Annotated in this window: 15 protein-coding genes and 2 pseudogenes; 11 read left to right on the top strand and 6 right to left on the bottom strand. The window is 69.4% G+C overall.

What is annotated here, in order from left to right; translation table 11 throughout:
* The first annotated feature begins 1,039 nt into the window (after positions 1-1,039).
* The 3 genes from AC07DC_RS34325 (at position 1,040) to AC07DC_RS34315 (ending at position 4,897) form a co-directional block, all read left to right on the top strand.
* A complete protein-coding gene (locus AC07DC_RS34325) occupies positions 1,040-1,498 on the top strand; it encodes a lamin tail domain-containing protein (protein WP_478918417.1) in 459 nt (152 codons plus the stop codon).
* A gap of 496 nt (positions 1,499-1,994) precedes the next feature.
* On the top strand, positions 1,995-2,669 hold the full coding sequence (locus AC07DC_RS34320) for a hypothetical protein (RefSeq protein WP_478918416.1): 675 nt from the start codon (positions 1,995-1,997) through the stop codon (positions 2,667-2,669).
* Positions 2,670-2,857: 188 nt separating this feature from the next.
* Positions 2,858-4,897 carry a M48 family metalloprotease gene (locus AC07DC_RS34315; protein ID WP_478918415.1) on the top strand — a complete coding sequence of 680 codons (2,040 nt, stop codon included), beginning with the start codon at positions 2,858-2,860 and terminating at the stop codon, positions 4,895-4,897.
* 316 nt (positions 4,898-5,213) lie between these two features.
* Here AC07DC_RS34315 and AC07DC_RS34310 read toward each other — a convergent pair whose 3' ends face one another.
* Together AC07DC_RS34310 and AC07DC_RS34305 are read right to left on the bottom strand one after the other, a co-directional pair.
* Positions 5,214-5,675: a DoxX family protein gene (locus tag AC07DC_RS34310; RefSeq protein ID WP_478918414.1), complete on the bottom strand. Its 462-nt coding sequence runs from the start codon at positions 5,673-5,675 to the stop codon at positions 5,214-5,216.
* Positions 5,676-5,764: 89 nt separating this feature from the next.
* Positions 5,765-6,556 (bottom strand): SDR family NAD(P)-dependent oxidoreductase, encoded by a 792-nt coding sequence (locus tag AC07DC_RS34305; protein ID WP_478918413.1) that lies wholly within the window; start codon positions 6,554-6,556, stop codon positions 5,765-5,767.
* A gap of 63 nt (positions 6,557-6,619) precedes the next feature.
* Between AC07DC_RS34305 and AC07DC_RS34300 the strand changes: the two genes are divergently transcribed.
* The 3 genes from AC07DC_RS34300 (at position 6,620) to AC07DC_RS34290 (ending at position 9,196) form a co-directional block, all read left to right on the top strand.
* The gene (locus AC07DC_RS34300; RefSeq protein ID WP_478918412.1) at positions 6,620-8,104 is read left to right on the top strand and encodes an amidase; all 1,485 of its coding nucleotides are present in this window, start codon (positions 6,620-6,622) and stop codon (positions 8,102-8,104) included.
* Between the two features lie 4 nt (positions 8,105-8,108).
* Positions 8,109-8,678 (top strand): TetR/AcrR family transcriptional regulator, encoded by a 570-nt coding sequence (locus AC07DC_RS34295; RefSeq protein WP_478918411.1) that lies wholly within the window; start codon positions 8,109-8,111, stop codon positions 8,676-8,678.
* 302 nt (positions 8,679-8,980) lie between these two features.
* The gene (locus AC07DC_RS34290) at positions 8,981-9,196 is read left to right on the top strand and encodes an e9imm peptide (protein ID WP_478918410.1); all 216 of its coding nucleotides are present in this window, start codon (positions 8,981-8,983) and stop codon (positions 9,194-9,196) included.
* A 161-nt stretch (positions 9,197-9,357) separates the two neighbouring features.
* Here the strand turns inward: AC07DC_RS34290 and AC07DC_RS34285 are convergent, their stop codons facing one another.
* On the bottom strand, positions 9,358-10,056 hold the full coding sequence (locus AC07DC_RS34285; RefSeq protein ID WP_478918409.1) for an SDR family oxidoreductase: 699 nt from the start codon (positions 10,054-10,056) through the stop codon (positions 9,358-9,360).
* Between the two features lie 160 nt (positions 10,057-10,216).
* Here AC07DC_RS34285 and AC07DC_RS34280 point away from each other — a divergent pair.
* Together AC07DC_RS34280 and AC07DC_RS34275 are read left to right on the top strand one after the other, a co-directional pair.
* Positions 10,217-10,489 (top strand): annotated as a pseudogene (locus AC07DC_RS34280) (IS5 family transposase); the annotation flags it as partial.
* A gap of 69 nt (positions 10,490-10,558) precedes the next feature.
* A pseudogene (locus tag AC07DC_RS34275) lies at positions 10,559-10,810 on the top strand (transposase); the annotation flags it as partial.
* A 225-nt stretch (positions 10,811-11,035) separates the two neighbouring features.
* Here AC07DC_RS34275 and eno read toward each other — a convergent pair.
* Positions 11,036-12,343 carry a phosphopyruvate hydratase gene (gene eno, locus AC07DC_RS34270; protein ID WP_478918408.1) on the bottom strand — a complete coding sequence of 436 codons (1,308 nt, stop codon included), beginning with the start codon at positions 12,341-12,343 and terminating at the stop codon, positions 11,036-11,038.
* A 161-nt stretch (positions 12,344-12,504) separates the two neighbouring features.
* Here eno and AC07DC_RS34265 point away from each other — a divergent pair, with 161 nt between their 5' ends.
* Entirely contained in the window at positions 12,505-12,927 is a 423-nt protein-coding gene (locus AC07DC_RS34265; RefSeq protein ID WP_478918407.1) for a MarR family winged helix-turn-helix transcriptional regulator, read from the top strand.
* 116 nt (positions 12,928-13,043) lie between these two features.
* Positions 13,044-13,667, top strand: a complete 624-nt coding sequence (locus tag AC07DC_RS34260; protein ID WP_478918406.1) for a hypothetical protein — start codon at positions 13,044-13,046, stop codon at positions 13,665-13,667.
* Between the two features lie 136 nt (positions 13,668-13,803).
* On the opposite strand, the gene AC07DC_RS34255 is transcribed toward AC07DC_RS34260, so the two are convergent.
* Complete coding sequence (locus tag AC07DC_RS34255) at positions 13,804-14,109, bottom strand: hypothetical protein (protein ID WP_478918405.1); 306 nt, start codon at positions 14,107-14,109, stop codon at positions 13,804-13,806.
* A 372-nt stretch (positions 14,110-14,481) separates the two neighbouring features.
* On the opposite strand from AC07DC_RS34255, the gene nadE reads away from it, so the two are divergent.
* Positions 14,482-15,321, top strand: coding sequence for an ammonia-dependent NAD(+) synthetase (gene nadE, locus AC07DC_RS34250; RefSeq protein WP_478918404.1), 840 nt, complete (start codon positions 14,482-14,484; stop codon positions 15,319-15,321).
* A 124-nt stretch (positions 15,322-15,445) separates the two neighbouring features.
* On the opposite strand, the gene AC07DC_RS34245 is transcribed toward nadE, so the two are convergent.
* A complete protein-coding gene (locus tag AC07DC_RS34245) occupies positions 15,446-15,985 on the bottom strand; it encodes a hypothetical protein (protein WP_478918403.1) in 540 nt (179 codons plus the stop codon).
* Positions 15,986-15,994 lie beyond the last annotated feature (9 nt).

The raw sequence follows: 15,994 nt of genomic DNA, 5'->3' as shown, positions 1-15,994 counted from the left end.
GGGCGGCCCTGGTCCTGCCGCTCGACCATGACGCCGTTCGCGATCCTCTAGGGGGCTCAGGCCCGCCGTGGCCCGTGCCTGTTCGCTGGGCTCAGTGGGTAGCCGTCAGCCACCGCCGAAGGGCGACGTGGGTTGCGTCGTCGAGAAGGGACAGGGCTTCGATGGCTTGACGGTCACCGGGCGCCGGGGCGATACCCGCTGCGGTCAACGCCACGTTCAGCTCCAGGCGGCGTCGGTCCACCGGGGGCAGCAACATTTCCAAGCGCTGACGCGGGTCTGGAGCCGCCAGGCCGATCGGCCCGTCGTCGCAGGCCGGCGGAGGCGCAGGCCAGTCACCACCGCCGAGTCCGCCACCCGCGGTGGAAGGGGATCCCGCGGCGTCGAATGCGTCTGCACCGGGGCAGCGGTACGGGTCGACAACGAAGTGCGCGACTGTCGTCGCGGACGGAGAGTGCTGCCAGGAATCCACACGAACCTCCCAAGTAGGTGCGTTGCTGATTCCACCCAAGAGACCTGACGGACCAGGACAGTTCCACCACAGCGTGCACATCACCCGGATGCTCCTAAAGCACTCTCTTCACACATGCCGCCATGCGAGGCCCTCCTGGGCGCCGTGTCAACACGCGGCGGCACAGCCGACGGCGTGCCCGGGACAGACCGGGGCGACGCCCCTCGGCATCAACACCAACTGGTGTTCGAAGAGGTGGCACCACCGGCTGTTACAGGTCCTTGAACCCGTTCGGCGCAGCGACGATGTGCAGCAGGGAGCCGGATGCGCAGATCGGAAATCCGTACTCCACGTGACTGGCACGGATTGGGGGGAGTTCCCGCCGCCTGCGGGTCAACGCGGCCTTGACCGGTGCGCGCTACAGGGGAGAGTTACAGATATATCCGGATTAGGCAACATAGGCTCAATTGGGGGATTTCGGGGGCGAACGGGAGCCAGAGTGTGACTCCTCGGCAGGACGCCGGGACCTGTTCCAAGCCCGCCCGACCTGTACTAGGCCGGGCCGGGCTGTCTGCTGAAGGGGTCATCTTCATGTCTGCTTCTCTCGCCACTCGCCGCGCTCTCGCAACCATCCTGGCCGCCGGCGCCCTGGTCGGCGCAGCGGCTCTGCCGGCCGTCGCCGACGACCACCGCGCGGCACACTCCCCGATCGTCCTCGGCGACGTCCACTGGGAGAGCCGCGGCCACGACAACCGCACTCTGAACGGCGAATGGGTCGAAGTGAAGAACACCAGCCGCCACAGCATCGACCTGCGCGGCTTCACCCTCACCGACCAGCAGGGCAACCGCTACCGCTTCACAGGCTTCCGCCTCGACGGCCGCTCCAGCGTCAAGGTCCACACCGGCCACGGCCGCGACACCCACCACGACGTCTACCAGGACCGCCGCCAGCAGATCTGGGACGACCACGACACCGCCACCCTCCGCGACAACCACAACCACGCCATCGACACCGAATCCTGGGGCCACCGCGGACACCGCCACGGCTGACCCCAGCAAGCAGCCACATCAACGGGGCAGTGAGCTGACAGCCGCGGGAGCGGAGCGCCTTGCACACCGCGACCGGCCGACACCCTCACTGAAGCATCGCCGTGCCGTCACCCGAAGCAGGTGAGAACGGTCGAGAACCATCGCAGGCCGCTCCGAGAGATCCGGAGCGGCCTGCGATGGTTCTGCGTCGTGTCCCACGACAGGGCACGTGTCGACCGGGACGTCGTCACCCGGCCCGGTCGCCCCGCCCCGCAAAGAGCCTCGGAGGGCAACTGATCTAGGTATCCGGCATTCGACTCTGACGGTTTCGCTTCTGGCAATTTCCGTTCTGTGTATGCGAGAAATTGACATGAATCGGGGCCTGGTGAGGTTGCGTCGCAATCTCTGCGCCGTTTTCCTGAAAGGTCATAACTGAGGCTGTGTCAGTCACTACGTTGTCTGTTGTGTGACGTTGTGGCTGTCAGGGGATGGCGGTCTTCCAGTAGGGGGTCGGCGAATGTTCAAGTGGGCGCGGAACAAGGCATTGATGGATCCCATTCCGGTGCCGTCCGATGCGAAGGGAGCTGGCGGCGTAGGAGGCTGGGAGGTCTTCGCGCATTTCGGCTCGGAGGTGTTCGCGCTGGCGCATGCGGAGGACCAGGACGTGTTCGAGAGCGCGCTGGCCGAATTCCGTAACAATCCGCAACGGGTGCGCCGGACCCGGGAGTTTGCGCCTGCGGTGGGAACGGGCGTGACGCTGTTCTCTGCTATCCCTTATCTGCTGCCTGTGGTGTCGATGCTGCTCGGGGTCGTGGCGGAGCGGGCCTCGAACAGTGCGATCGACCTCATCGAGAGCACCACCCGCCGTAAGCTCGCGAGCCTGCTCGAGAATCGCCGCCAGGAGCCGGCAGATCCCGTCACGTCCGATCCCGTCACGTCCGATCCCCTCGCGTCCGAACCCGTCACGTCGGACGAATCCACGCCCGGCCTCACGGTTCCCTCCCCCCGGGATCGTGCCGCCTTGACGGACGCGCAGGGCGGCCCAGAACGACTGGGCGTGGATGAGGAACGTGAGCTCCACGCCGTGCTGCTGGGCTGGGGAGTCGGGATGCGCATGGAGGCGGCCGCGGCCGGTCATCTGGCTGACTCGGTGATCCAGGCGCTGCGCCTGCGGGGGAGTGAGGACCGTTGAAGGACCCGGCCGGCGCCGTCGCACCTGCGCCGCCACCTGATTCCGAGGCCGGATCGCCGACTCCCGCAGAGGAAACGCCGACACGCCCGTCACCGGAGAACACGTCGGGGATCTTCTCACCGACCCGGGCGCGGTACCTGCTGCTCGTGGCCGTGCTGCTGCTTGCCGGTGCCTTTGCCGGACAGATCATGCACAACGTGCTTCTGGGCGGCTCATGGGGTGCCGCGACATCCCGCTGCCTCCGTGAAGCGCCGGCCAACACCACGGCAGCGGCAATCAGCGACTACCTGCAGAACTGCACCGGACCGGCGGAGCGGCGTCGTGCACTGGTGTCACTGGCGGGGGCGTTGGCGGTGATGGCGCTGGGAGTCGCGTGTCTGTGGGTGCTGCCGCTGCGACTCCTGCGCCGCGCTGGACCGATGACCGTGGCCTCCGCACAGTGGCAGGAGCGCGCCGCATCGGTGGCGGCGGAGATGAGAGTCAAGCGGGTACCCGAGGTGATGTGGGGCTCGGTGTGGCTCAAAGAGCCCTTCACCGCGGGCCGCCCGGGCCGGATCAGGATTGTCCTGCCGCTCGGGGTGCGCGCCTTGCCACCGGCGCAGGCTGACGCCATCGTGCGGCACGAGGTCGCACATGTTGCCGCGGGTGATGTGACCCTGGTCTGGCTGACCCGCGGAGTGTGGTGGGCCCTTCCGCCGGTCCTGGTGGTGCCGGCGATCAGCATCGTGCTTCAAGTCTGGCTGCAGACGCGAAGGAACCCGCTCATCCCCACGTTCAGCCACGGATTCCTCTGGGAGTACGCCGTCCGGGCAGCCTTGCTACTGGCGGTCGCCGCCCTGGTATCGCAGTTCGTACTGCGCTCACGGGAGCACGAGGCCGATCTGCGGGCCGTGCGAGGGCGGACCACCGCGGGATTGGAGGCGGTGCTGGCCGGGCAGCCATCGCGAACCCGGACGTGGCTGCAGCGGGGCCTGGACAACCACCCCTCGACGGAGAGACGGCTGGCCGTCCTGGGACGCGCGCATCTCCCGCTGCGCGTCTCGCTGCTCGACGCCGCGGTGGTCGGACTGCTCAGCGCCATGACCATGGACGCGGTGACGTACATGGCCGAGACCGGCTTCACGGGCACGCCCCTGATCTCCTACGCCCGTCTGACCGGCGCGCTGGTCGCCGGATCGCTGCTGGCCGTCGGCTGGGGTGTCGCGGTCTGGCGCGGCATCCTGGCCGACCGCGAGGCGTCCCCGCTGCCGCGGTTGGCCCTTCTGGTACTCGGAGTCAGCATGGCGGCGGGACTGCTGGTGCAGGTCGAGCGCACCGGAACCGCCGTGAGCGGGTCGTTGTTCGGCTGGAGCCTGCTGGGCACCGTGCCGTTGCTGACGCTGGGTGCGGCGACATTGAGCGTGGCGCTCGCCCGGCTGTGGGGGAGTCGGCGCGGGGGCTCGTACGGGTCCTTGTGGGCATGGGTGGCCGTTGTCGGCGCCAATGTCGCGCTGTTTGTCGGTGCGTTGCGGATCGGGCAGGACGGTGCCCTGGCCTTCACGATGCTGGGCTGGAGCCACGCGATCGACGTGATCGAGCTCAGCGGCCTGTACTCGGTGTCGGCGACAACGACGGCGCTGGGTCTCGGTGCTGTCGCCCTGCTCGCGCTCCGGTCGGCCCTGCGTCGCGATCATTCGAGCGCTGTGGCCGCCCTGCCCGGACAGACGATCGGTCTGCCCGCCCCGCCCGGCCAGGAACAGCGGCTCACCTTGTACGCGGTCGCGATGAGCGGGGCGGCCGCCGCTGCAGCGGCGGCGACCCGCTGGGCCGTGGAACCACCGCTTGGCCGGCACAGCGCCCTGTACAGCACGCAGTTCGACTGGTGGACCGCGGTATGTGCCGGTCTCGCCTGCCTGGCGGCTCTGCTGATCCTGCAAGGTGCCACCGGACTCGGCGACGCTCTGTACGCGGCGCCGCTGGCAACGATCCTCGCGGCGGGCCCGTTGTGGGCACGTCATGCCACCTCGTGGCACCACCCCTGGCAAGCGGCCGAGCACTACGCGAAGGGGCCGCTGGCGCAACTCGCCGTGTTCCTGCTGGTTCTGGCGGCCTCGGCCGCGCTCCTGCCGACCCGCAGGATCCGGCAGCGTCGGGCAACCGTCCTGGACCCCCTGCTGACCGCCGCCCTCACCGCCGCCGCGGTCCTCGCGCTGCTCCACTCCGGGACCTGGCTGCTGGAGCTGACATAGCCCTCCGGGGCCCGTCGCGCGGCGGGCCCGTCTGCGGTCGAGGAGTTCAGCGAACCGACTTGGAACGCCCCACCGGACGGCGGGGGTCCTCGGCGTCGGTGTCACCGGTCGCACCCTCGGGAAGCCGGAGCCGTGCCGTACCGAGCTGCTGAACGCGGCGATGTTGGGTTCGCGCTCACCCGGGAAGGGTGGAAGCAGCCGTACGGGCGGATCGGTTCCCGTGGTCGGTCACCTGAGAATACGGGCGCGGCCGGGCGCCCGCCGGGGGACGGCCCCGGCGGGCGCTGGCTGCTGCGACGGCTTCCGTGCTGGGTGTTCACGCCCGGTGGCGGACCAGCTGGACCAGTTCCGCGTTGTGGTGGCGGCGGGCCCAGGCGATCAGGGCGAAGGGGATGATCAGGATCAGTGGTGTGGCCGCGTAATGGCCGCCCAGTGCGGTCACGTTGGTGATGAACGCGCCGATCATCAGGCCGATGAAGGCGGTCGATGCGACGCCGGACAGGACCGGGATCAGCAGTGCGATCCCGCCGGCCACCTCGAGGCTGCCGACGAAGTACATGTACCAGTCGCCGAAGCCGATTTTGTCGAAGCTCTCGACGGCGGCGCTCACCGCGAACAGCTTGGGCAGCCCGCTGGCGACGATGAAGAACAACGCGAGCACGACCTGCAGCGTGCGAAGTGCGATGCGGGCCTTGCGCCCCGGAGCGGCGGTGCGGGGCGCGTCAGTTGCGGCGGTGGTGGCGGTGGCGGTCGTGGTGGACAGGGCTGCCTGGGACATCGTGATCTCCTCTGCGGGAAGCACCCGTTGTGCTTTCACGGAGGTAGACGGCACTGCCCCACTGAACTCATCGGCTACAGCGAACTTTCTCAGCGCTTGTGGCGCTGGGCCTGAGTGATCTGCCCGACGAAGGACTCGAGCGCGGCCCTGCGCTGGACGGCGGCGCCCAGCGAGGGGAAGAGGCCGCCGATGGCGCTGCCCAGCCGCAGTTCGACCGGCGCGACGTTCACTTCGGCCCTGTCACGTTCGAGCGCACTGACGGCACCCGCCGCCACGCGTTCGGGGGTGACGGTACGAACCCCGGCGGGCGGTGTGGCACCGGTGTCGGCGAACATCCCCGCGCCGCGGACGAATCCCGGCTGCACGATGGACACACCGACGCCCGTGTGGTGCAGATCCTGCCGCAGGGCATGGGCGAATCCGCGCAGGCCGAACTTCGCGGCGCTGTAGAGCGAGGTGGCGGGGGACGAGGTCCGTCCCGAGATCGAGCCGATCATCAGCAGGTGACCGCGGCCGGCTGCCACCATGTGCGGCGCCAGCAGCCGGGAGAGCATCAAGGGGGCGCGCAGGTTCACCTCCAAGGACCGGTCGATCTGCACGGGGGTGAAGTCGAGCAGGGCGCCACTGGAGGGCAGCGCGGCGTTGGCGACCAGGATGTCCACGGGGCCGGCCTCCTCGGCCAGGCGCACGACCGCGTCGCGGTCGCTGAGATCCGCCAGCAGCACCCGTGCGCCCAGGGACGCTTCGAGCCCCTTGAGCGATTCGGCTCGCCGGCCGGTGATCACCAGACGGGCGCCCTTGGCGGCCAGAGCTTTCGCCAGGGCATGGCCGATGCCGCCGCCCGCGCCGGTGAGAAGAACGGTCGATCCTTTGATGTCCATGGGACCCATCCTCTACTACTGTTCGTTCGAACGAACAGTAGTAGAGGGCGAAGGGAATCAACGATGGCCGATTCTGCACGCACGAGCCTGGCGGCGCAGAGCGCAGCCCTGCACGGCGGGCACATCTCGTCCCGGGCCCTCGTCGAAGAGGCTCTCGCCCGCATCGAGGCGACGCAGCCGACCCTGAACGCGTTCCGCCGGGTGCGCGCCACCGCTGCTCTGGCGGAAGCCGACGCAGCCGACCGGCAGCTCGCCGCCGGCCACCGCCTGCCCCTGCTCGGTGTCCCGATCGCCGTCAAGGACGACACCGACGTGGCGGGCGAGCCCACCGCCTTCGGCTGCGCCGGTGATTTCCCTGCCAAGACCACCGATGCGGAGGCGGTGCGCCGGCTGAAGGCCGCCGGAGCGATCATCGTCGGCAAGACCAACAGCCCCGAGCTGGGGCAGTGGCCGTTCACCGAGGGAGCCGCGTTCGGCGCCACCCGCAATCCGTGGAATCAGGATCACACCCCGGGCGGCTCATCCGGCGGGTCGGCCGCCGCCGTGGCAGCGGGCCTGGTCGCCGCGGCCCTGGGCTCCGACGGGGCCGGCTCCGTCCGCATCCCCGCCGCATGGACCCACCTGGTCGGCATCAAACCGCAGCGCGGCCGGATCTCCACCTGGCCGGACCCCGAATCCTTCAACGGATTGACGGTGTTCGGAACGCTCGCCCGCACCGTGGCCGACGCGGCACTGCTCCTGGACGCCGCGGCCGGCAACCACCCCCGCGACCGCCACCAGCCCCCGCCCACCGCGATGGCGCCCGCCGCAGACCGCGACCCCGGCCGACTGCGCATCGCGCTGTCGCTGCGCAGCGCCTTCGCCGCCACACGCACCCCGCTGCATCCCGAGGCCCGCAGCGCCACCCTGCGTCTGGCCGGGGCACTGACCGCTCTCGGCCACGATGTCATCGAAGCCGAACCGCACTTCGGTCTGATCGGACTGACCCAGGTACCGCGGGCGACGGCCGGCATCCACGCCTGGAGCCGGCGCGCACCCGACCGCGCCCTCCTCGATCCGCGCACCCGCAGCAACGCCCGCCTCGGCCAGGTCCTCGCCGGCCCGGCACTGCGCGCGGCACGCAGCACCGAGGGACTGCTGCAGCGGCGGGTCGGTGCGATCTTCCAACGCGTGGACGTGATCCTGACCCCCACCACAGCCACCCCTCCACCACGCATCGGCGCCGGCGCGGGCTTGTCCAACGGCCGGACCAACCGGGCCATGATCGCTTCCTGTCCCTACGCCTGGCCCTGGAACGTCCTGGGCTGGCCCGCCATCAGCGTCCCGGCCGGATTCACCACCGGTGGTCTGCCGATGGGAGCTCAGCTGCTCGGTCCCGCAAACAGCGAGCCCCTCCTGATCTCACTCGCCGCCCAACTGGAAGACGACCAGCGATGGTACGAGCACTGGCCCGTTCCACCCGGCACCGGGCGGAACTCCCGGCACCCTCCCTCCATCGAAGACGCCGCAGCGGATGGCCTGACCAACGGGCCGCCCATGGGACGATGAGCACATGCCGAATCCCACCCCGACGCGTGACCGCATCGTCGAGGCCACGCTGCGGATCATCGGCCAGGACGGCGTCGCCGCGGTCACCAACCGCCGTATCGCCAAGGAGGCGGGCGTCTCCCTCGGCTCGATCACGTATCACTTCGCCACCCAGCACGACCTGCTGCGCGAAAGCCTGCGCTCCTTCGTCGACCAGGAGACCCGCCGCTTCACCGACCTCGCCGCACGTCACATGACCGACTGCGTCACCGCGGAACAGGCCGCCACCATCGTCGGCCAGGTGTCCGCGGACACCGCCTTCGACAGCGAGCACATCGCTCCCTTCGAGCTCTACATCCACGCCGGCCGCGACCCCCAGCTGCGCCCGGCCGCCGCAGAATGCTTCATTGCCTATGACCAGCTGGCCGCCTCCATCCTCGGCGGCCTCGGCGTACCGGACCCCGAACGCCTGGCCGGACCCGTCGTCGCACTCGTCGTCGGCCTCCAACTGCGCCGCCTGGCCACCGGCTCCGCCTCCGACGACCTCGTCACCGCGCTGCTGCTGCTCACCGGCGGTTCCACGCCCGGGCCCTGAGCGCGCCCCGCCGATCACCTCACCTCACCTCACCGAACGGGCACGCAGCGGCCACCGCTCCCGGGTCGCGGACAGGGGCGCGTTCGGCTCGGCCCAGCTGGCGACCGGATCACCGGCGGGGACCTGGCCGGTCGGCGCGCCCTTGTCGACGTTGAGGTAATCGCCAGGAAGATGTGTCTCCCGGCACGCGAGCGGCCCCCGGATCCTGATCGGGGGGCCCGCGTGGCTGCTACCGGAACTCGGGGTTGTCCGGTCGATCACGTAAGTCGCTAAGCTGCCACTTCTTCTCGAAGGAGGCGGTGATGGCACCCGAAACCGCCGTCGCAATGGTGCAGAAGATCACGGACGGGGACTACGCCGACGATGTCGAGGCCAGCGGCATATTGGAGGCGCTTGACCGGGCCCTTGCCTGTCCCAGCGGATATGTGAGCGACTTGATCTTCTGGCCCAAGAGCCGGAATCCGACAGCGGCACAGGTGGTCGATCAGGCTCTGGCTTACCGTCCCCTTGCGTTGTGAGATGACTCAAGTCCAAAGTCAGATGATCAAGGCAACGGCGGTAACGGTGCTTGGGAACGCCGCGGGGTGGCGGCCCAGATCCGAAGGCGCCCCCGGCCCGCGCCACACCATGCTTGGCGGAGCCAAAGGCGTCTCCCCGTACGACCCTTGGGAGCTCTACCTCAGCCAACCTGCCCCGTCGGCCGTACCGTGATGTGGTTGATGTCCACGTCCGCGGGCTGGTTGATGGCGAACACAATGGTGTCCGCGATCTGCTCGGCGGTCATCGTGGCGGCTGCCTCGGGGGTGCCGCCGCGGGCGTGCCAGAAGGGGGTGTCCACGATGCCGGGGGCGACAACGGTGACGCCGACTCCGTCCTGGCCGACCAGAAGGCGGGTGTTCTCGGCGAGGGCGTGGGCGGCCCACTTGGTGACGGAGTAGAGGTTGCCGGGGGTGTGGCGGACGCCGGCGACCGAGCCGATGATCACGATTCGGCCCTTGGAAGTCCTCAGGTGGGGCAGGGTCTCCTGGATCAGCAGGGCGGGGCCCAGGACGTTGGTGAGGATCATGGCGCGCATGTCCTCAGGGGCGTGGGTCTCCAGGTTGCCGGGCAGGGAGAAACCAGCGTTGGCTATGACGTTGTCCAGCTGGCCCCAGGTGTCCAGCACGTGGCGGACGGCGGCGGCGACGTCATCCGCTTCGCTGGCGTCGCCGGTGATCATCAGCAGCCTCTCGCCCGCCCTCGCGGTGGTGGCGAAGGCGGCCAGCTTGCCCGCGTCGCGTCCGGTGACGGCCACGCGGTGGCCCTGCTTGAGCAGGGCGCGGGCGGTGGCGGCGCCGATTCCGGTCGAGCCACCGGTGATCAGCGTGACGGGTTCCATGGGACGGCCTCCTCGGCGACGGGATCATCGGGGCAAAGCGCCTGCACTATACCCAGCGATCTTCGACGCTCGCTCCCGGCTTTCTCCGACGGCTCCGCTCCTGACTGTGGATCAGGAGTTAGGCAGTGTCATGCCGATCAGTTGAGTCGTTGATAGGACTGTGGGGCATAGGGGTGATCTGACTGACGCCCACTGGGAGCGACTTGAGCCGCTCCTGCCAGTGAGCAACCGACGCTGCGGCCGATGGCGGGACCATCGGCAGGTAATCAACGGAGTGCTGTACCGGATCCGGACAGGCGTGCAGTGGCGCGATCTGCCGGAACGCTACGGGCCGTGGAAGACGGTGCACGAGCGGCATCGCCGCTGGTCAGCGGATGGCGCCTGGGAGTTTCTCCTCCAGCGGGTCCAGGCCGAGGCTGACGCCGCCGGTCGCCGCAGGCGCGGCAGCGCCGGTGGCCGACCGCCCGGCTTCGACAAGGAGCGGTACAAGAAGCGCAATACCGTCGAGGACAGCGCGGGCCGGCACTTCGCGTCCTTCGTCATCGAGAGCGGCCCGGAACAGGCGCCGCCGGACGCTGCGGGCGAGGTCGGTATCGACCTCGGGCTGACGCACTTCGCGGTCCTGTCCGACGGCCGGAAGATCAGCTCACCCCGGCTCCTGCGCCGGGCCGAGAAGAAGCTCAAGCGCACCCAGCAGGCCCTGTCCCGCAAGCAGAAGGGCTCCGTGAACCGGGACAAGCCCCGCCTGAAGGTCTGAACGCCGCGATCAACATCCGCACCGAAGGACGCAAGGTCGCCGCCGGACAGGCGGAGACCCAAAACGCCCGTGGAGCGCAGGTAAGACCGGGAGCAATCCCGGCGCAGCGCGCAACCCCCACACCCGTGGGACAGAAGCAGGAACCCACCGAGACGGCCACCCGGCCGCAGTAGGAATCCCCGTCCCATCAGGGCGGGGATGGACGTCAACTCTGCCTGCTGTTCATGCCCGACGCAGTGCGGAGCGGCCCGCGAAGCGCGCCGAGTCGCCCAACTCCTCTTCGATCCGGATCAGTTGGTTGTACTTCGCCGTGCGGTCGGAGCGGGAGAGCGAGCCGGTCTTGATCTGACCGCAGCCGGTCGCCACCGCCAGATCCGCGATGGTGGTGTCCTCCGTCTCGCCCGAGCGGTGCGACATGACAGCCGTCCAGCCCGCCTGGTGGGCCGTGGCCACCGCGGCCAGCGCCTCGGTCAGGGTCCCGATCTGATTGACCTTGACCAGGACCGAGTTGCCGACGCCGGTGCGAATGCCCTCGCGCAGCAGCGTCTCGTTGGTGCAGAACACGTCGTCGCCGGTGAGCTGACACCGGTCGCCGACACGGGCGGTCAGCTCGCGCCAGCCGTCCAGGTCGTTCTCCGCCATCGGGTCCTCGATGGAGACGACCGGGTAGGCGTCGATGAGCTTGGCCAGGTAGTCGGCGTTCTCGGAGGGGGTGCGGCGCACTCCCTCGCCCGCGTAGTCGTACACCCCGTCGCGGAAGAACTCCGACGACGCCGGGTCCATCACCAGGCCGATGTCCGTGCCGGGGCGGTAGCCGGTGCGCTCGATGGCGGTCATCACGAAGTCGAGCGCCTCCTCGGCGGTACGCAGCGCGGGCGCGAAGCCACCCTCGTCGCCGACGCCCGTGGAGTGTCCGGCGGCCAGCAGATCGCGGCGCAGGGTGTGGAAGACCTCGCTGCCCATACGCACGGCTTCGGCGAAGGTCTCCGCGCCCACGGGCGCGATCATGAACTCCTGGAAATCCAGCGGATTGTCGGCGTGGGCGCCGCCGTTGACGATGTTCATCATCGGCAGCGGCAGGAGGTGGGCGTCGGCGCCGCCGAGGTAGCGGTAGAGGGGCTGACGGTGAGCCGCCGCGGCGGCCTTGGCGGTAGCGAGGGAGACGCCGAGGATCGCGTTGGCGCCGAGCCGGGACTTCGTGGTGGTGCCGTCGAGGGCGACCAGCGCGGCGTCGAGACCCTCCTGGTCCGCCGCGTCCCGGCCGCGCACGGACGCCGCGATCTCCCCGTTGACGTGGGCCACCGCGCGGTCGACGCCCTTGCCGTGCCAGCGCGCGGAGTCCCCGTCGCGCAGTTCCACGGCCTCCCGGGCACCGGTGGAGGCGCCGGAGGGGACAGCCGCGCGTCCCAGGGACCCGTCCGCCAGGACGATGTCGACCTCGACCGTGGGGTTGCCCCGGCTGTCGATGATCCGGCGGGCGGTGACGGTCTCGATGGCGGCGTCGACGGTTCCGACTGCCTTTGCGGACATGGGAGGTCCTTCCCGTTGTCGTGTGCCGAGGCCCGGCTGCGACAACGCTGGCGCTGAGCCCGACAAGCCAAATCATACAGCAATGCTGCTCAGTTATGCTGTACAGCATTGCTGTTCAGGTCAGGTGCACAGCTATGCTGACCAACGGGGTAAAGTGCCCTATGCCCACCTCGGAAGCCGCCGCCATCGCCGCCGAACTGCGCACCGCGATGGGCAAGCTCACCCGACGCGTCAAACACGAGGACCGCATCCCGCTGGGCCAGGCCGCCGTGCTCGGTGCACTCGACCGCAACGGCGCCATGACCACCAGCGACCTCGCCGCCGACCAGCGCGTACGCCCCCAGTCGATGGCCCGAGCGGTCGGGCTGCTCATGGAACAGCACCTGATCACCCGCCGGGCGCACCCCACGGACGGCCGCAAGTCACTGGTCGAGCTGTCGGAGGCCGGCCGAGCCGCACTCGAAGCGGAGCGGGGCCGCAGGGCCGGATGGCTCGCGCAGGCCATCGAGGCCGAACTCACCGATGAGGAGCGCACGTTGCTGGCACGCAGCGCCGCCCTGCTGGACCGGCTCGCCTCACGCTAGAGGCGTCGTTCCGATGTGATCAGTGGTTGCAGGTCTGGCAATGCCGGGTGTTGCGCAGTGCCGCGGCCCGGGCCGCCTGCGACACTCGCGGGAACCGATCAACCCGAGGAGGCGGCATGACGGCTGAGGCAGTGGCTCTGACCAGGCGATCCCTGCACGGCATCGCCGAGCTGGTACTGGCCGGGCCGCAGCATCGGGAGGTCGGCCGCATCCGGCTGCGGATCGTCGGGGGCGGTTTCGGCACACTCAGCGAACCGTCGTTGCGTGTCGAAGGCGGCGACCTCGTCACCGGAACGGCCCGCATCCCGCTGTCGGGCCAGACCTACGCGTCGCTCGCGGATGCGGCCGGGACCGAGGCAGGCGCTCCCGAGGGGCTCTACTCGGACGGGTCCGGAGTGAAGCCGGACGAGGTGATCACGTTCGATCCCGAAGCCGGAGCCGTGATCCTGCGCGCGTTCGCCGCCGGAGACGAGGCGTTGCGCGCTTTCGCTCCCGAGACCGAACCGGTGCTCTGGCCCGAACACTTCGACCTCGCCATCACTCTCGACGAGGTGAACTACGGGGTCTCACCCGGTGATGGCCACCTGCCGGAGCCCTACGCCTACGTCGGGCCGCACCGGCCACGCGAAGGCGAGTTCTGGAACGCCCCCTTCGGCGCCGCACGCACCCTGCGGGAACTCGGCAACGCCGACGCGATCCAGCGGTTCTTCGAGGAGGGCAAGCGCCGCACGGATTCCTGACGGACATCGGGTTCTTGGTCCCAGCCTCATGGGTTGCTTTTCCGGTGGCTTCTTCCCGGGCGTGCGGAAAAGTGAGTGAGAAGGAGAACGCCCCGTCGCGGCCCATGAGGGCCGCGACGAGGCAGGACATCGGGAATCAACTCTTCCACTGGATGTCGGTGGCCATGAGCGCGTACTTGCCGCACTCGCCATTGAACTTCCAGTACCCGCTGCCGACCCACGTGCCGTAATAGGTCTTGCCGTTGGCGCACTCGGTCACCGTGCGGGCCTTGCCGCGCGTCACGTGGCAGTCGGCGCTCCAGCTGTGGCTGGTGTCCTTCCAGTTCTTACAGGTGTACCCGTAGTCGTTGGCGCTCGCCGCGCCCGGCAGGGCGACGAGCAGACCCCCGGCGAAGACGGCGGTGACGGCAGCGGCTCCGAGGCCGCGTATGGCGCGCTTCATTGTTCTGATCCCTCTGTGTTGCCACCCGCTCAGACGTGCACGGCGCAGGACGCAGCGGGTGAGGCGTCCGGCGCCGCCGAGTAAATGATCTTACATGTGTGCCGCGCAGTGGGGTTGGCGCCCGAGCGTATGGGCCGTCAGGCCCGCAGTCACCAGTGCGGGTTGCGACGTTGGCCGGGTGTGGCAGTCCCGATCGGGGCCGAGCTGCCCATGCCCGCGTTATCAGGTCCGCTGTGGCGTGCGGCGACTCGGCCGGGTTGCGCCGCGATGGGGCCGTCGACCTCGCTGCCTGCTGTCACCTGCAGGCCGCAGGAGGTGGCAGCAGGTGGCCAGCATAGAATCTGCACCCCGAACCGACCCCGAGGAGTAGTCGTGACCGATCCGGCGCCCATAGGCCTGCAGCAGGAGATCGCCCGGGATCTTCACGTCGCCGCGATCTTCGATGCGGAGGTGGAGATCGAGCGCCGGGTGGCGTTCCTGGCCGAGCGGCTGACGACCACCGGACTGCGGTCCTTGGTGCTCGGGATCAGCGGAGGGGTGGATTCCACCACCGCGGGGCGGTTGTGCCAGCTGGCCGTGGAGCGGGCCCGTGGCGCCGGGCACGACGCGACCTTCTACGCCATGCGGCTGCCGTACGGCGTCCAAGCCGATGAGCAGGACGCTCAGCTCGCCCTCGGCTTCATCCGGGCCGACCAGGTCCTGACCGTGAACGTCAAGGCAGCGAGTGATGCCGCGCTTCAGGCCTGTCTGGCCGGTGGGGTAGCTTTCCGCGACGAGCGGCATCAGGACTTCGTGCACGGCAACGTCAAGGCCCGGCAGCGGATGATCGCGCAGTACGCGGTTGCGGGGGCGCATGCGGGGCTTGTCGTGGGGACCGATCACGCGGCCGAGGCGGTCTCCGGGTTCTTCACCAAGTTCGGGGATGGCGCGGCGGACGTGCTGCCCCTCGCGGGGCTGATCAAGCGCCGGGTGCGTGCCGTCGCGGAGGCGCTCGGGGCACCCGCCTCGCTGGTGTGGAAGACGCCGACGGCTGACCTGGAAACGCTCGACGAGGGCAAGGCCGATGAGGATGCGCTCGGGGTGACGTACGACGAGATCGACGACTTCCTGGAGGGCAAGCCGGTGAGTGAGCCCGCCTTCGATTCGATCGTGGGAAGGTACCAAGGGACCGAGCACAAAAGGCAGTTGCCGGTGACTCCCCCCCAGAGGTGACCTTGACTCCGCCCCAGAGGTGACCTTCGCGGTCGGCGTCACCATCAGCGTCATCGCCGCTGGGGTTGCTCCCGGTCACTCGGCCCTGGCCCTGGGGCGGGAGATCGGACCCAGGCGCAGCTCTCTACTGAGCGGGCTGCGCCACCGGCGCGGGATGGGGGCCGGCCGCGTCATCCAGTGCCGCGAGTCGTTTGATTCTTCTGTGCACGACGTACAGCGGGATGACTCCGAAGGCGCCGAACGACATGTCGATGATCGACCACCAGAGGGGAATGCCGCGCAGGGGCCCGCAGATCAGGGCCAGCGGGATGATCCCGGCGCAGGCGATCATTCCGAACTCGACGACCCAGATGTTGCGTACGGGGTCGCGGTAGGGCCCGTAGAACGCCACGGCGATGACCAGGTGGGCGAAGGCCAGCCAGTCGGTTCCGTACAGCAGGAACGGGTAGTCGGCGTCCGCTGTGTCGAGTCCGGTGCGGACGCGGGTGATCCAGCGGGTGAGCGCGGGGAACCAGTCCCCGAGAGCGGTGGACCCCAGCAGACTGTCGGCCCAGCGCAGTTCGTGGACGAGTGGAAAGGCCGTCAACCCGCTGAGCGCGAGACAGATGATGAACAGGATGAGCCAGGCGCGTATCTGCCGTAGGGCGGTTCTTCGTTCGCTCATGGCCGTAGT

The organism is Streptomyces sp. NPDC045021 (assembly GCF_056432645.1).
This window is presented reverse-complemented; position numbering and strand designations above follow the sequence as displayed.

Coding starts and splice junctions, on each gene's coding strand:
- AC07DC_RS34305 (WP_478918413.1), bottom strand. CDS start 6,556: ATGGACATCAAAGGATCGACCGTTCTTCTCACCGGCGCGGGCGGCGGC.
- AC07DC_RS34300 (WP_478918412.1), top strand. CDS start 6,620: ATGGCCGATTCTGCACGCACGAGCCTGGCGGCGCAGAGCGCAGCCCTG.
- AC07DC_RS34310 (WP_478918414.1), bottom strand. CDS start 5,675: ATGTCCCAGGCAGCCCTGTCCACCACGACCGCCACCGCCACCACCGCC.
- AC07DC_RS34320 (WP_478918416.1), top strand. CDS start 1,995: ATGTTCAAGTGGGCGCGGAACAAGGCATTGATGGATCCCATTCCGGTG.
- AC07DC_RS34290 (WP_478918410.1), top strand. CDS start 8,981: ATGGCACCCGAAACCGCCGTCGCAATGGTGCAGAAGATCACGGACGGG.
- eno (WP_478918408.1), bottom strand. CDS start 12,343: ATGTCCGCAAAGGCAGTCGGAACCGTCGACGCCGCCATCGAGACCGTC.
- AC07DC_RS34315 (WP_478918415.1), top strand. CDS start 2,858: ATGCACAACGTGCTTCTGGGCGGCTCATGGGGTGCCGCGACATCCCGC.
- AC07DC_RS34255 (WP_478918405.1), bottom strand. CDS start 14,109: ATGAAGCGCGCCATACGCGGCCTCGGAGCCGCTGCCGTCACCGCCGTC.
- AC07DC_RS34325 (WP_478918417.1), top strand. CDS start 1,040: ATGTCTGCTTCTCTCGCCACTCGCCGCGCTCTCGCAACCATCCTGGCC.
- AC07DC_RS34245 (WP_478918403.1), bottom strand. CDS start 15,985: ATGAGCGAACGAAGAACCGCCCTACGGCAGATACGCGCCTGGCTCATC.
- AC07DC_RS34285 (WP_478918409.1), bottom strand. CDS start 10,056: ATGGAACCCGTCACGCTGATCACCGGTGGCTCGACCGGAATCGGCGCC.
- AC07DC_RS34260 (WP_478918406.1), top strand. CDS start 13,044: ATGACGGCTGAGGCAGTGGCTCTGACCAGGCGATCCCTGCACGGCATC.
- AC07DC_RS34265 (WP_478918407.1), top strand. CDS start 12,505: ATGCCCACCTCGGAAGCCGCCGCCATCGCCGCCGAACTGCGCACCGCG.
- AC07DC_RS34295 (WP_478918411.1), top strand. CDS start 8,109: ATGCCGAATCCCACCCCGACGCGTGACCGCATCGTCGAGGCCACGCTG.